Origin of the sequence: Patulibacter medicamentivorans (genome assembly GCF_000240225.1) — a bacterium.
Classification (GTDB): Bacteria; Actinomycetota; Thermoleophilia; order Solirubrobacterales; family Solirubrobacteraceae; genus Patulibacter; species Patulibacter medicamentivorans.
The window spans coordinates 24,916-38,990 of the sequence record NZ_AGUD01000017.1; the positions used below are offsets into that span (position 1 = coordinate 24,916).

Consider the following 14,075-nt stretch of genomic DNA (forward strand, 5'->3'; position numbering starts at 1 on the left):
ACCCCGAAGCCCGGCGGCGATCCCGCCGCGCCCGCCGCCGGCGAGGCCGCGGGCCCGTCCCACCGCGAGCAGGACGCCCCGGCCACCGCCGGCGAGCGCCAGGCCGCTCCCGACATCGCCGACCTGCTCGGCGGCGAGCCCGGCGGTCCCCTGACCGCGGTCGCCGACCCGCCGGCCGACCAGTCCGGCCCCTCGGCCTACCGGGTCCAGGAGCAGTCGATCGACTTCTCCGCCCAGCTGCGGCAGGTCGCCACGCGCGACGACGCCGAGCTGCTGACGATCAACATGGGGCCGCACCACCCCGCCACGCACGGGGTGCTGCGCCTGCTGACGACGCTCGAGGGCGAGGTCGTCCGCGACGTCAAGCCGATCGTCGGCTACCTCCACACCGGCATCGAGAAGACCGCCGAGGACAAGGCGTACTGGAAGGCCATCCCCGTCATCGAGCGGATGGACTACCTCGCGTACTACTTCAACGCGATGGCCTACGTCGGGGCGGTCGAGGACCTGCTCGAGGTCGAGGTCCCCAAGCGCGCCCAGTACCTGCGCGTGATCCACCTCGAGCTGAACCGGATCATGAGCCACCTGGTGTGGCTCGGGACGACGATGCTCGACCTCGGCGCGATCTCGATCTTCTGGTACGCCTTCCGCGAGCGCGAGACGATCCTCGACCTCTTCGAGTACTCGTCGGGGCAGCGGATGCACACCCGCTACTTCCAGATCGGCGGCGTCGCCGAGGACATCCCGGCCGGCTGGGAGCAGAGCCTGCGCCGGTTCCTGGTCGAGATGCCCAAGCGCATCGACCAGTACGACGCGATGCTCAAGCGCAACGAGATCGTGCTGCGGCGGCTGCGCCACGTCGGCGTCCTCAGCGCCGAGCAGCTGCAGGCGTGGGGCGTGACCGGGCCGCTGCTGCGCGCCGCGGGCGTGCCGTGGGACCTGCGCAAGGCGATGCCGTCCTCCTCGTACGAGGACTTCGACTTCCAGATCCCGGTCGGCACCGAGGGCGACAACTACGACCGCTACCTGGTCCGCGTGGCCGAGATGCGGCAGTCGCTGCGGATCATCGAGCAGGCGATCGACGGCCTGCCCGAGGGCCCCTGGATCACCGAGGACCGCAAGGTCGCGCTGCCCCCGCGGCACGAGCTGGCGACCTCGATGGAGGCGCTGATCCACCACTTCAAGCTGGTCACCGAGGGCATGCGCGTCCCGGCCGGCGAGGCCTACCACGCGATCGAGGGCCCCCGCGGCGAGCTCGGCTGCTTCGTCCGCTCCGACGGCTCGTCGAAGCCCGCCCGCGTCCACGTGCGCGACCCCTCGTTCGTCAACCTGCAGGCCTTCGGCGACATGGCCCGCGGCGAGTACATCGCCGACATGATCGCCACGCTGGCCTGCCTCGATCCGCTGCTGGGAGGGATCGACCGATGAGCCTGCGTCGCGATCCGCTCGGTCCGCTCGACCGCGAAGCCGTCCGCCAGGGCGCCGACGTCCCGACCCGCGTCCACGTCCCCGGCGACGGCGACGGGATCTCGGGCGAGCTCTTCCACCACGAGGTCCACCGCTTCGCCGACGGCTCGCGCGTGCCGGGCTGGCGCGAGGGCCACGACCCCGGCAAGGACGCGGCCGAGGTCCCCGACCCGGCGCAGGTCGCGGTGCCGGAGGACCTGCGGGCGGAGATCGAGGACTACATGTCCCGCTATCCCGACCCGCGGTCGGCGGCGATCCCGGCCCTGGCCGCGGCCCAGCGGCTGCACGGCTGGTGCTCGCCGGACGCGATCGAGCAGGTCGCCTGCGTGATGCGGCTGACCCCGGGCTACCTGACCGCGGTCGCCGGCTTCTACGACATGCTCGAGACCAGGCCGGTCGGGCGCAAGACCGTCTACGTCTGCACGAACATCTCCTGCTCGCTGCGCGGCGGCGACGAGCTGCTGGCCGCGCTCAAGGGCCAGCTGGCCGACGACCCGGACGTCAACATCCGCGGCTTCGAGTGCCTCGGCGCCTGCGACATCGCGCCGATGTGCTCGGTCGACGGGGTCTACGTCGGCCCGGTCGACGACGCCGAGATCCCGGTCCTGGCCGAGCAGATCGCCGCCGGCGCCGACCCGCTGCCGCTGAAGCAGCTGGTGCGCCGCCGGGTCGCCGACACGGCCGCCAACTCCGACGGGGTCGAGGTCGAGGCGATCGAGGCCGGCACGATCGGTCCGGTCCTCCACACCGACGGCCCGGCGACGGGCGGGAACGACATCCCAGGAGCGGCGCGATGACCCACAAGCTCCTCTTCCACGACATCGACGAGCCGGGCCTCAACACGATCGAGGTCTACAAGCGCCGCGGTGGCTACCAGCAGGCCGAGAAGGCGCTGGCGATGGCCCGCGACTCGATCGTCAAGGAGATCGAGGTCTCCGGCCTGCGCGGTCGCGGCGGCGCCGGCTTCCCGACCGGCAAGAAGGCGTCGTTCATCCCCCAGGGGAAGATGGACAAGTACCTCGTCTGCAACGCCGACGAGTCCGAGCCCGGGACCTTCAAGGACCGCGAGCTCATGCAGAAGAGCCCGCACACCCTGATCGAGGGCATGATCATCGCCGCCTACGCGGTTGGGGCGAACAAGGCCTTCATCTTCATCCGCGGCGAGTACGTCCAGCAGGCGGAGATCCTCGAGGCCGCCGTCCAGGAGGCGAAGGACGCCGGCTACATCGGGCCGAACGTCCTCGGCCGCGGGATCGACCTCGACCTGTGGGTCCACCGCGGCGCCGGCGCCTACATCTGCGGCGAGGAGACCGGCCTGCTCGACGCGCTCGAGGGCCGTCGCGGCAACCCGCGCCTGAAGCCGCCGTTCCCGGCCAACCAGGGCCTGTACCAGGGGCCCACGCTCCTGAACAACGTCGAGACGCTGGCCGCGATCCCGCACATCCTCGCGGTCGGCCCGGAGGCCTACGCGGCGATGGGCGTCGAGGCGTCCAGCGGCACCAAGCTGATCTCGGTCTCGGGCAACGTCCAGCGGCCGGGCAACTACGAGATCGAGCTCGGGATGACCGGGCGCGAGATCATCTACGGCCTCGCCGGCGGCCCCGACCCCGGGCGCGACGTCTTCTTCTGGTTCCCCGGCGGCAGCTCCTCGCCGGTCCTGACCAAGGACGACCTCGACCTGCCGTACGACTACAACTCGCTGGCCGGCGCCAAGACGATGCTCGGCTCCGGCGCGATCATCGTCGTCGACGACTCCAACTCGGTCGTCGACGTCGCGGTCAAGACGGCCAGCTTCTACAAGCACGAGAGCTGCGGCAAGTGCACGCCCTGTCGCGAGGGCACCAACTGGACGACCAAGATGCTCAAGCGCATCCAGTCCGGCGAGGCGACGCCGATGGACCTCGACGTGATCGAGTCGGTCTGCGACCAGATCATGGGCAACTGCCTGTGCGTGCTCGGCGACGCGATGGCGATGCCGGTCGCCTCGATGGTCCAGAAGTTCCGGCCCCAGTTCGAGCAGCACATCGAGACCGCCCGCGCGGCCAACGAGGCCCGGCTGCTGGCCGAGCTGGACGCCGCCGCGCCCGTGCTGGAAGGCATCGGCCACTGATGCCGCGCCCCGAGATCAACGAGATCACCTTCGTCGTCGACGGCCGCGAGGTCGTCGCGCCGGCCGGCACGATGCTGGCCGACGCGGCCAAGCTCGGCGACGTCGACATCCCCGTCTTCTGCTACGAGCCGAAGCTCGGCCAGCCGGTCGGCGCCTGCCGCATGTGCCTGGTCGAGGTCGAGGGGATCCCGAAGCTCCAGACCGCCTGCTCGACCCCCGTCCGCGACGGGATGGTCGTCAACACCGAGACCCCGCGGGTCAAGGCCGCGCAGGAGTCGGTGGTCGAGTTCCTGCTGCTCAACCACCCGCTCGACTGCCCCGTCTGCGACAAGGGCGGCGAGTGCCCGCTGCAGGACATCTCCTACGGCTGGGGCCGCGGCACCAGCCGCACGGTCGAGCCCAAGCGCCACTTCGAGAAGCCGGTCGAGCTGAGCCCGCTGATCGCGATCGACCGCGAGCGCTGCATCCTCTGCTACCGCTGCGTGCGGTTCAGCCAGGAGGTGTCCGAGGACTACCAGCTGATCCTCCACGAGCGCGGCGCCGACACCTTCGTCGGGACCTTCGACGGGCACCCGTACGTGGCCCCGTTCAGCGGCAACATCATCGAGCTCTGCCCGGTCGGCGCCCTCACCAGCCAGGCCTACCGCTTCCGCGCGCGCCCGTGGGACATCGAGCAGTCCGGCTCGGTCTGCACGCTCTGCCCCGGCCAGTGCAACGTCAGCTACACGGTCCGCGACGACCGCGTGATGCGGGTCCTCAGCCGCCAGAACGACGCCGTCGACGACGGCTGGCTGTGCGATCGCGGGCGCTTCGCCTACCAGTCCTCCTACGTCGACGACCGCGTCACCGAGCCGCTGCTGCGCGACGGCGGCGTGCTGCGCCCGGTCAGCTGGGAGCGCGCCCTGGCCGAGGCCGCCCGCCTGCTCGGCAAGACGCCGGCCGGCCTCGGGGCCCTCGCCGGCGGCGCGACCTCCAACGAGGAGGGCTGGCTGCTGCGGCGGCTGCACGCCGACGTCCTCGGCAGCCGCGACTTCGACAGCCGCTCCGGCGCCTCCGGGCCCGCGGTCTCGGCCGGGCTGCTGGCCGCGCTCGACACGCCCGAGGCCCAGGCCACGGTGCCCGACGTCGAGTGGGCCCACAGCGTGCTGGTGCTCGACAGCGAGCCGGTCGACGACATGCCGATCCTCGACCTGCGGATCCGCAAGGGCGTCCGCCGGCACGGGATGCGGCTGGCCGTCGCGACCAGCCGCCCGTCGAGCCTGGACTCGATCGCCGAGCAGGCCGTGCGCTTCGCGCCGGGCGCCGGCGAGGCGTTCGTCTGCGCGCTCGACGCGGCTGTCGGCGGCATCGGCGACGTCGCCGGCCTGGCGGCCGCGGCCGGGGCCGACGCGGCCCAGGTCGAGGCGCTCGGCCGGATGCTGCGCGAGGCCGGCGAGGACGTCGTGATCGTCTGGGGCGAGCGGCTGACGCACGGCGCCAACCCCGACAACGCCGCCCGCGCGCTGCTGAAGGTCGCCGGCCGGCTGAGCCTGCTCGACGACCACGCGGGCGCCGGCCTGCTGCAGGTGCCGTCGGGCGCCAACGGCCGCGGCCTGCGCGAGATCGGCCTGCTGCCGACCGCCGGCCCCGGCTACCGCGAGCCGGCCGCCGTCGGGCGCTCGGCCCAGGAGATCGCGCAGGCGACGATCGCCGGCCAGATCACCGGGCTGCACCTGCTGCACGTCGACCCGGTCCAGAGCTTCCCCGAGCGCGGCCTGTGGGAGCAGGCGCTGCACGCGGGCGCGGTCGTCGCCCACGCCCAGTTCCTGACCGACGGCCTGCGCGAGCACGCCAACGTCGTCTTCCCCGCCGAGGCCGGCGCCGAGAAGGAGGGCACCGTCACCCATCCGGACGGTCGCCTGCAGCGGCTGCGGCCCGCGGTCGCCCGCCCCGACGGCGCCCGCCCGACCTGGCAGGTGCTGTCGCAGCTGATCGCCGCGGTCGGCGGCCAGGCGACGGCGCTGACGTCGATGATGGTCACGAGCGAGATCGCCGAGGCGGTCCCGTTCTACGCCGGCATCACCCACGACGAGATCGGCGGCTTCGGCGTCCGCTGGCAGGAGCGCGAGGCCGCCGCGGCCTTCCCCGCGGGGGAGACCGGACCGTTCGCGCTCGAGGATCCCCGCCCAGCCGCGTCGCCGAACGGCGCGCTGCGGCTGGGCCGCTTCCGCTCGGTCTGGGCATCGCCCGAGGTCGCCCACGCGCCGGCGCTGAAGTTCCTCGCCCCGAAGCAGCGGGCCGAGCTCAACCCCGACGACGCCCAGGAGCGCGGCATCCGCCACGGTCAGCAGGTCACGGTCACCGCGACCGGCGAGGACGGCAGCGCCGAGACGATCGCCGCCGTCGCCCACCTGCGCGCGGCCGCGCCGCGCGGCAGCGTCTTCCTGGAGTCGGGCCTGGGGGCGGAGAGCGTCGACGTGCTCGACGCCGCGCTCGTCCACGTGAACAGCGACCCCGCCCGCCCCGCATGAGCCTGACGCCCGCGCCGATCGCCGAGGTGGGGTTCTACGAGCCCTGGTGGATGCAGATCGTCAAGACCCTGGTGATCTTCGGGATCGGCTTCTCGCTGGTGCCGCTGGCGCTGCTCTACGAGCGCAAGCTGCTGGGCCGCTTCCAGAACCGGCCAGGCCCGAACCGCGTCGGCCCGTTCGGGACGCTGCAGCCGATGGCGGACATCTTCAAGCTCGTCACCAAGGAGCAGTTCAAGCCGCGCGGGTCGATCGGCTGGCTGTTCATCCTCTCGCCGCTGCTGGCGATGGTTGCGGCCCTGGCGACGTTCGCGCTGGTGCCCTTCAGCGGCCGCCCGCAGGACATCTTCGGGACCCCGGTCGGGCTCTACGGCCTGGACTCCAGCATCGGGCTGCTGATCTTCTTCGCCTTCAGCTCGATCGGCGCCTACGGCGTGCTGCTCGGCGGCTGGTCGTCGGGCTCGAAGTACTCGTTCCTCGGCGCGATGCGCGGCGCCGCCCAGCTGATCTCCTACGAGGTCTCGCAGGGCCTGGCGCTGCTCGGGATCGTGATGACCGCCGGCACGCTGTCGCTGTCGGGGATCGTCGAGCACCAGTCGGGGATGTGGTTCATCCTGCCCCAGGTCGTCGGCGCGTTCATCTTCTTCGTCGCGACCCTGGCCGAGATCAACCGCACGCCGTTCGACCTGCTGGAGGCCGACTCCGAGCTGGTCGCCGGCTACATGACCGAGTACGGCGGCGGCCGCTTCGCCCTCTACTACGTGGCCGAGTACGTCCACCTGGTGATGGCCGGCGCGATGTTCGCGACGCTCTTCCTCGGCGGCTGGCAGCTGCCGTTCGGGATCGACCCGCCCGGCTGGATCGACCCGATCGTCGTGCTGGCGAAGACCGCGCTGATCGTCACGCTGATCGTCTGGATCCGCGCGTCGCTGCCGAAGGTCCGCTACGACCAGCTGATGTCCTTCGGCTGGAAGGTCCTCCTGCCCCTGGCCACCCTCAACGCGCTCGTGACGGCGGTCATCCTCGTCGTCACCGACAAGTAGCGCACCGGAATCGCACCCCTCATGCCCTGGAATCCCGGAGACGACCTCGTCGCGGTGCAGCGCGGCCCCGAGCCCGGCGGGCTCGGCGGCGCCTACCGCGTGCTCGGCGAGACCCTGCGTGGCCTCAAGACCTCGTTCGGACGCGTCGTCGAGGGCACCACGACGATCGAGTACCCCGAGCAGAAGACGCCGGTCTACCCGCGCTTCCGCGGCCGTCACCGGCTGCACACGTTCGAGGACACCGGGCTGGAGAAGTGCGTCGGCTGCTCGCTCTGCGCCGCCGCCTGCCCGGCCGACTGCATCCGCGTCGTCGCGGCCGAGAACGACCCGATCGACCGCGTCTCGGGCGGCGAGCGCTACGCCGCCGTCTACGAGATCAACATGAGCCGCTGCATCTTCTGCGGCTACTGCGAGATGGCCTGCCCGTTCGACGCGATCACGATGGGCCACGACTACGAGCTGGCCGACTACAACCGCTCGGACCTGATCTTCACCAAGGAGATGCTGCTCCAGGAGCCGCCCGTGCGCACGCCGCTGCGGGCGGAGGGGGAGTAGCCGCGGCGCCATGAACGAGGTCCTCTTCTTCATCGCCGGCCCGCTGGCCGTGATCGCCGCCCTCGGGGTGGTCGTCCTGCGCAACCCGTTCTACGCGGTGCTGTCGCTGGTCGCCCACCTGCTGTCGCTGGCGGCGCTCTTCCTGCTGCTCTACGCCCCGTTCGTCGCCGTGGTCCAGGTGATGGTCTACGTCGGCGCGGTGATGGTGCTCTACGTCTTCGTCAACGCCTACGTCGGCGGCGCGACCGACGCCACCGGCGGGCCCGCGCCGACGCTGCGCTGGCTCTCCTATGCGATCGGGATCGGCGTCCTCGCCACCGTCGTGGTCGCCACGCTCGGCTCGAGCCTCAAGGCGATCGACAGCGACGGGGCCAAGATCGGGGCCGACTTCGGCTCGCCCGGCCAGATCGGCGAGCTGCTGCTGACCCGCTTCCTGCTGCCCTTCGAGGCGGCCTCGTTCCTGCTGCTGGTGGCCGCCGTCGGCGCCGTCGTCCTGGCCCGCCGCCGCCGCGGCGTGCTGCCGGGCGAGGATCGGATGATCGCGGCGCTCGACCTGCTGGCGCCGACCGGCACCGGCTCGATGCGCGAGGGCGTCGGCGCCGTCAACCCGGTCCCGGGCGCGCTCAGCGCCCACATCACGCCGTCGACCGGCGCGGGCTCGCCGCCGGCGTCGGGCACCCGCGGCGACATCGACGGGGAGGACGACTGATGGTCATCGGCATCGACCTGGGTTCCGCCCCTCACCCCCGCCAGGAGAACGGCTGATGGCGATCGGTTGGTATCTGGCGGTCTCCGCGATCGTCTTCGCGATCGGCGCCGCGGGCGTCATCACCCGCCGCAACCCGCTGCTGGTCCTGGTCTGCCTCGAGCTGATGCTCAACGCCGGCAACCTGGCGCTGATCTCGTTCGCGCGGATGCACGGCTCGCAGGAGGGCCAGGTCTTCGCGCTGGTGGTGATGGTCGTCGCCGCGGCCGAGGTCGCCGTCGGCCTCGGGATCGTCGTCGCCCTGTACCGCAACCGCGTCGCCGTCGACGTCGACGAGCTGCGGGAGCTGCAGGGATGACCGCCGCACCGCTGCCCTCTTCCATGCCCCACTGCGTTCTCGCGGCGACCGCCGCCACCCCACCCGTCCCCGGCCCGAACGGGGGTGCCCGATGAGCCCGACCGCTGCCGGTTGGATCGTCCTGGCGCTGCCGCTGTTCGGCGCGATCGTCCTCGGCCTGGGCTTCAAGGCCTGGAAGGGCGTCGCGGCCGGGATCCTCGGCACCGCGACCGTCGGCCTGGGCTTCGTCTTCTCGCTGCTGGCCCTGATCGGGCTGCAGGGCAAGGACGAGGAGTCGCGCCAGATCGCCTCGTCGCTGTGGACCTACGCCAAGGTCGGCGGCGTCGACGTGAAGATGGAGATCCTCGTCGACCCGCTGTCGATCGTGATGCTGCTGGTGGTGACCGGCGTCTCGACGCTGATCCACCTGTACTCGCTGGCCTACATGCGCGGGGACGCCGGCTACGGGCGCTTCTTCTCGTACCTGAACTTCTTCGTCTTCTCGATGCTGCTGCTGGTCCTGGCCAGCAACTTCGTGCTGCTGATCGTCGGCTGGGCCTTCGTCGGCGCGGCCAGCTACATGCTGATCAGCTACTGGTACCGCCGGACCACGGCGACCAGCGCCGGCATCAAGGCGTTCGTGATCAACGTCGTCGGCGACATCGGCCTGGTGCTCGGCGCGATCCTGCTGCTGAGCCACACCGGAACCGTCGACTTCATCGACACCTTCGCGGCCGCCGAGCACACCTTCGGCCCGGGCAGCGGATCGACCGGCTCGCTGACCGCCGGCCTGCTGCTGATCATGATCGGCGCCTTCGCCAAGTCGGCGCAGCTGCCGCTGCACACCTGGCTGCCGGACGCGATGGAGGGCCCGACCCCGGTCTCGTCCCTGATCCACGCGGCGACGATGGTCACCGCCGGCGTCTACCTGATCGCGCGCCTGCACCCGTTGATGGAGCTGTCGACGACGGCCCAGACGGTCGGCGCGATCGTCGGCCTGCTGACGCTGCTGGTTGCGGGCACGATTGGCCTGACCCAGACCGACCTGAAGCGCGTCATCGCCTACTCGACGATGTCCCAGATCGGCTACATGATCATGGGCGTGTCGGCCGGCGCCTACGTGGCCGGCATGTTCCACCTGGTCACGCACGCGTTCTTCAAGGCGCTGCTGTTCATGGCCGCCGGCTCGCTGATCGCGGCGATGGCCGGCGAGCAGTCGCTCGACAAGATGCGCGGCTTCCGCAAGGCGATGCCGTTCACCTTCGCGGCCTTCGTGATCGGCGGCCTGGCGCTGGCCGGGATCCCGCCGTTCTCGGGCTTCTTCTCGAAGGACGAGATCCTGGCGGTGCTCGCCGAGCAGGGTGGCTGGCACTGGATCCTGGTCGTCGGCGGCTACGTCGGCGCGTTCCTGACCGCGGTCTACACGTGGCGGATGATCTTCCGCGCCTTCTGGGGCGAGCCGTGCCCCGAGGCCAAGGAGCTGGAGGAGGGCCACCTCCACCACGCCGAGGTCCACCGCAACCCCGCCACCGGCGAGGTCGAGGACACCGACGTCGGCTTCCCCGGCCCCGAGCACCACATCGCCGAGCGCGCCACGCCGATGCGCGTGGCGATGGGCGGCCTGGCCGTGCTGGCGATCCTCGGCGGGCTGCTGGGGATCCCGTTCGGGATCCTGACGCCGCTGGAGCACTTCCTCGAGCCGACCTTCGCCGACATCCACCACCCGGTCCACCCGGGCGACGGGATCACGGCGATCGGCCTGCTGGTCGGCACCGGCCTGGGCCTCGCCGGCATCTACGTCGCCTACCTGGTCTGGGCCCGCCCGCAGGAGCGCGGCGAGGCGCCGACCACGATCTCGGCCGGCTGGCAGCAGCGGTTCGCCCCGGTCCACCGGCTGTTCGTCAACAAGTGGTACTTCGACGAGCTGATCAACGCGCTGATCGTCACGCCGTTCCGGGCCTTCGGGCGGTTCGCGCACGACAGCTTCGAGCGGCTGGTGATCGGCGGCGCGATCGTCGGCGGCGCGACCGGGGCGACCCGCGGCGCCTCGGCGCTCGTCCGGCGGCTGCAGTCGGGTTACCTGCGGTCCTACTCGGCGGTCCTGCTCAGCGGGCTGGTCGTCGTCCTCGTCTACTTCCTGGCGCAGAGCTGATCCGATGCCGCACCTCTCGATCATCCTCTGGCTGCCGCTGGCCTTCGCGCTCGCCGGGTTCTTCATGCCCGGCAAGAGCGTGCGCTGGCTGTCGCTCGGCGGCTCGCTGCTGACGCTGGCCCTGGTCGTCGCCTACCTCTTCGACTTCGAGTCGGCCAAGAGCGGGCTGCAGCACCCGACCGACGAGACCTGGATCAGCGCCCTCGGCGTCCACTACCAGCTCGGCATCGACGGGCTCAACGTCTGGCTGCTGCTGCTGGCGGCCGTCGGGTTCACGTTCTCGATCGCCTGGTCGGCGCCGAAGGACGACGCGGCCTCGCTCGAGCGCCCGCAGCAGTACTACTTCCACCTCGGGCTGGCCCAGACCGCCGTCATCGGGGCGCTGATCGCGCAGGACCTGATCCTGTTCGTGGCGTTCTTCGACCTGATGCTGATCCCGTTCTTCTTCCTCACCGCGCAGTGGGGCGAGGGCGCCGATCGCACCAAGGCCGTCACGAAGATGGTCATCTACACGCTGGTCGGCTCGCTGCTGATGCTGGTCGGCGCGATCGCCCTCGGCGTGCTGGCCACGCCCGACGGGCAGCAGGTCAGCTTCTCGTTCGCCGACCTCGCCCAGCGCGCGGTCCCCGAGGGCAGCCAGGGCTGGATCTTCGCCTGCTTCGCCGCGGCCTTCCTGGTCAAGATGCCGGCGTTCCCGATCCACGGCTGGCTGCGCGACGGCTACAAGGCGATGCCGCTGCCGGTCCTGGCGGTCTTCTCCGGCGTCCTCAGCAAGGTCGCGATCTACGGCTTCCTGCGGGTCGCGCTGCCGCTGCTGCCGCAGGGCGCCGCCGACCTGCGCTGGGTCGTCCTGATCATCGCCGTGCTGTCGATCCTCTACGCCAGCTCGATCGCGCTGACGACCACCGACGCGCGGCTGGTGCTGGCGTTCTCGTCGGTCGCGCAGCTGGGCTTCATCACGCTCGGCGTCTTCAGCTTCCGCACCGACGGCGCCAGCGGCGCGCTGCTGCAGTCGGTCAACCACGGGCTGGTGGTGCTGCCGGCGTTCCTGGCGGTCGGCGTGCTGTCGGCACGGGCCGGCGGCTCCGAGGACATCCGCGACATGGGCGGCGTGGCCTTCCGCGCGCCGATCTTCGCGGTCCTGTTCGTGATCGTGACCTACGCCGTGTTGGCGATGCCCGGCAGCGCGAACTTCGTCGGCGAGTTCCTGATCCTGCGCGGCACCTGGGAGGGGGCCTCGATCGCGCTCGCGGTCGTCGCCTCGCTCGGCGTCGCGCTGGCGGCGGTCTACGCCCTGCGGCTGTTCATCCGCACGACCCACAACCGGGTCGGCCCGCGCGTGACCAGCCGCGAGCTGCGGCCGGCCGAGCTGGTCCTGCTGGCGGTGCCGGTGGCGCTGATCCTGGCGCTCGCCGTCTACCCGCAGAAGACGATCCACGCCGGCGAGCGGGCCGCGACGCGGTCGGTGCTCGGCGCGGCCGTCGCCGCCGATCCCGAGGGCGCCCGCAAGATGCTGGCCGACGACGCGCGGACCGGCGGCGAGGCCGCCGTGGAGCTGGCCGGCGAGGCCGCCGGCCGCCCGTCCGGCAGCGCCGCCGAGGAGCCCGCGACGCCCGGGCAGCAGTCCGGCGCACCCCAGGGCGACGTGCCGATCGACCCGACCACCGGCCAGCCGGTGCCCGGCGGGTCCTCCACTCCAGCGACCCCGGGAGCAGGCCGATGAGCGCCGTCGTCTCGGCCGCCGTCAAGGCGCCCCACATCGACTGGGCCGGCTTCTCGCCGGTGCTCGCGCTGTTCGTCGGCGCGGTCGTCGTCCTGCTCGTCGGCCTGCTGCGCTCGCGGCTCGCCCGCGAGCGGGCCGTCCCGTTCCTGAGCATCGTCGCCTTCGGCGCCGCCGCCGGCCTGGCGGTCTGGCAGTGGGACGAGCGCGGCAGCCTGATCTCCGGCGCGCTGGCGCTCGACCCGCTGGCCCTGATCGGCACGATCGGCGTCGGGGTGGCCGGGATCGCCGCGGTCCTGCTGTCGATCGGCGCGACCGCCCCGCGCGAGGCCGCCCACGGCGAGTACCACGCGCTGCTGCTGGTCTCCGCGGCCGGCATGGCGCTGTTCGCCGGCGCCCAGAACCTGGTCACGACCTTCCTCGGCCTCGAGCTGCTGTCGGTCCCGCTGTACGTCCTGGCCGCGACCGAGCTGCACCGCCGCCGCTCGCTGGAGTCGGGGCTGAAGTACCTGATCGTCGGCTCGGTCGGCTCGGCCACGCTGCTCTACGGCCTGGCGCTGATCTACGGCGCGACCGGCTTCACCGACTACGCGGCGATCGCCCGCGAGATCGGCTCCGACAGCGGCCTGCGCGACGACCCGCTGCTGCTCGGCGGCGTCGCGATGGTGATCGTCGGCCTCTGCTTCAAGGCCTCGGTGGCGCCGTTCCACCAGTGGACGCCCGACGTCTACGAGGGCGCGCCGACCGCGGTCACCGCCTTCATGGCGACCGCGACCAAGGTCGCGACGCTGATCGCGATGGTGCGGCTGTTCGACGTCGCGCTGCCCGGCCTGTCGAGCGTCTGGGGCCCGGCGCTGGCGGCGCTGGCAGCGATCGCGATGATCGTCGGCAACGTCGGCGCGCTCGGCCAGGGATCGGTCAAGCGGCTGCTGGCGTACTCCTCGGTCGCCCAGGCCGGGTACATGCTGGTCGGCGTGGTCGTCGCGACGCCGCTGGGGGCCCAGGCAACCGTCTTCTACGTGCTCGCCTACGTCGTCATGACGGCGGCGGCGTTCGCGGTCGTGACGGCCGTCGAGCGCGACAGCGGCAGCGATCACCAGCAGGCGTTCGCCGGCCTCGGCCGTCGCCGCCCGCTCCACGCCGTCGCCCTGACGCTGTCGCTGCTCGGCCTCGCCGGGGTCCCCGCCACCGTCGGCTTCGTCGCCAAGCTGCGACTGGTCGAGGCAGCCGTCGACGGCGACTACGCCTGGCTGGCGATCATCCTCGTGGTCGGCTCGATGATCTCGTTCGGCTACTACCTGCGGGTGGTCGCCAGGGTCTGGGCAGAGGAGCCGCAGGACGCCCCGGCGAGCGCCGCCCTGGCGCTCCGCGAGACGCCCCAGCTGGCCGGCGCCGACCCCGCCGGGGACGCCGAGGCCGGCGTTCGCGCGCCGACGACCGCGCCGAGCGCGGCGGTCGCGATCGGCGGTCCGCGGCTG

11 protein-coding genes are annotated in these 14,075 nt (G+C 72.0%); all 11 read left to right on the forward strand.

Features of this window, described 5'->3' with window-relative positions:
* The first annotated feature begins 219 nt into the window (after nt 1-219).
* Nucleotides 220-1,428, forward strand: a complete 1,209-nt coding sequence (nuoD, locus tag PAI11_RS02575) for an NADH dehydrogenase (quinone) subunit D (protein WP_425280458.1) — start codon at nt 220-222, stop codon at nt 1,426-1,428.
* Nucleotides 1,425-2,264, forward strand: a complete 840-nt coding sequence (locus tag PAI11_RS02580; RefSeq protein ID WP_007570529.1) for an NADH-quinone oxidoreductase subunit NuoE family protein — start codon at nt 1,425-1,427, stop codon at nt 2,262-2,264. Before nuoD ends, PAI11_RS02580 begins: the two co-directional genes overlap by 4 nt.
* Nucleotides 2,261-3,577 (forward strand): NADH-quinone oxidoreductase subunit NuoF, encoded by a 1,317-nt coding sequence (gene nuoF / locus PAI11_RS02585; RefSeq protein ID WP_007570532.1) that lies wholly within the window; start codon nt 2,261-2,263, stop codon nt 3,575-3,577. Before PAI11_RS02580 ends, nuoF begins: the two co-directional genes overlap by 4 nt.
* The gene (gene nuoG, locus PAI11_RS02590; RefSeq protein ID WP_007570535.1) at nt 3,577-6,087 is read left to right on the forward strand and encodes an NADH-quinone oxidoreductase subunit NuoG; all 2,511 of its coding nucleotides are present in this window, start codon (nt 3,577-3,579) and stop codon (nt 6,085-6,087) included. Before nuoF ends, nuoG begins: the two co-directional genes overlap by 1 nt.
* 50 nt (nt 6,088-6,137) lie before the next feature.
* Nucleotides 6,138-7,127, forward strand: a complete 990-nt coding sequence (gene nuoH, locus PAI11_RS02595) for an NADH-quinone oxidoreductase subunit NuoH (protein WP_040597880.1) — start codon at nt 6,138-6,140, stop codon at nt 7,125-7,127.
* A 21-nt stretch (nt 7,128-7,148) separates the two neighbouring features.
* Nucleotides 7,149-7,682, forward strand: a complete 534-nt coding sequence (gene nuoI / locus PAI11_RS02600) for an NADH-quinone oxidoreductase subunit NuoI (RefSeq protein ID WP_086000305.1) — start codon at nt 7,149-7,151, stop codon at nt 7,680-7,682.
* 10 nt (nt 7,683-7,692) lie between these two features.
* Nucleotides 7,693-8,391, forward strand: a complete 699-nt coding sequence (locus tag PAI11_RS02605; protein ID WP_007570541.1) for an NADH-quinone oxidoreductase subunit J family protein — start codon at nt 7,693-7,695, stop codon at nt 8,389-8,391.
* Between the two features lie 55 nt (nt 8,392-8,446).
* Nucleotides 8,447-8,746: an NADH-quinone oxidoreductase subunit NuoK gene (nuoK, locus tag PAI11_RS02610; RefSeq protein ID WP_007570543.1), complete on the forward strand. Its 300-nt coding sequence runs from the start codon at nt 8,447-8,449 to the stop codon at nt 8,744-8,746.
* Between the two features lie 91 nt (nt 8,747-8,837).
* A complete protein-coding gene (gene nuoL / locus PAI11_RS02615) occupies nt 8,838-10,877 on the forward strand; it encodes an NADH-quinone oxidoreductase subunit L (protein ID WP_007570545.1) in 2,040 nt (679 codons plus the stop codon).
* A gap of 4 nt (nt 10,878-10,881) precedes the next feature.
* Nucleotides 10,882-12,600, forward strand: a complete 1,719-nt coding sequence (locus tag PAI11_RS02620) for a complex I subunit 4 family protein (RefSeq protein WP_007570547.1) — start codon at nt 10,882-10,884, stop codon at nt 12,598-12,600.
* On the forward strand, nt 12,597-14,075 hold a 1,479-nt coding region (locus tag PAI11_RS02625; RefSeq protein WP_050897075.1), incomplete at its 3' end, for an NADH-quinone oxidoreductase subunit N. The genes PAI11_RS02620 and PAI11_RS02625, both read left to right, overlap by 4 nt.

What these genes read in the sequence shown, in the direction of transcription:
- PAI11_RS02605 (WP_007570541.1), top strand. Translation starts at nt 7,693, where the DNA reads ATGAACGAGGTCCTCTTCTTCATCGCCGGCCCGCTGGCCGTGATCGCC.
- nuoH (WP_040597880.1), top strand. Translation starts at nt 6,138, where the DNA reads ATGCAGATCGTCAAGACCCTGGTGATCTTCGGGATCGGCTTCTCGCTG.
- nuoF (WP_007570532.1), top strand. Translation starts at nt 2,261, where the DNA reads ATGACCCACAAGCTCCTCTTCCACGACATCGACGAGCCGGGCCTCAAC.
- nuoL (WP_007570545.1), top strand. Translation starts at nt 8,838, where the DNA reads ATGAGCCCGACCGCTGCCGGTTGGATCGTCCTGGCGCTGCCGCTGTTC.
- nuoG (WP_007570535.1), top strand. Translation starts at nt 3,577, where the DNA reads ATGCCGCGCCCCGAGATCAACGAGATCACCTTCGTCGTCGACGGCCGC.
- nuoK (WP_007570543.1), top strand. Translation starts at nt 8,447, where the DNA reads ATGGCGATCGGTTGGTATCTGGCGGTCTCCGCGATCGTCTTCGCGATC.
- PAI11_RS02580 (WP_007570529.1), top strand. Translation starts at nt 1,425, where the DNA reads ATGAGCCTGCGTCGCGATCCGCTCGGTCCGCTCGACCGCGAAGCCGTC.
- PAI11_RS02620 (WP_007570547.1), top strand. Translation starts at nt 10,882, where the DNA reads ATGCCGCACCTCTCGATCATCCTCTGGCTGCCGCTGGCCTTCGCGCTC.
- nuoI (WP_086000305.1), top strand. Translation starts at nt 7,149, where the DNA reads ATGCCCTGGAATCCCGGAGACGACCTCGTCGCGGTGCAGCGCGGCCCC.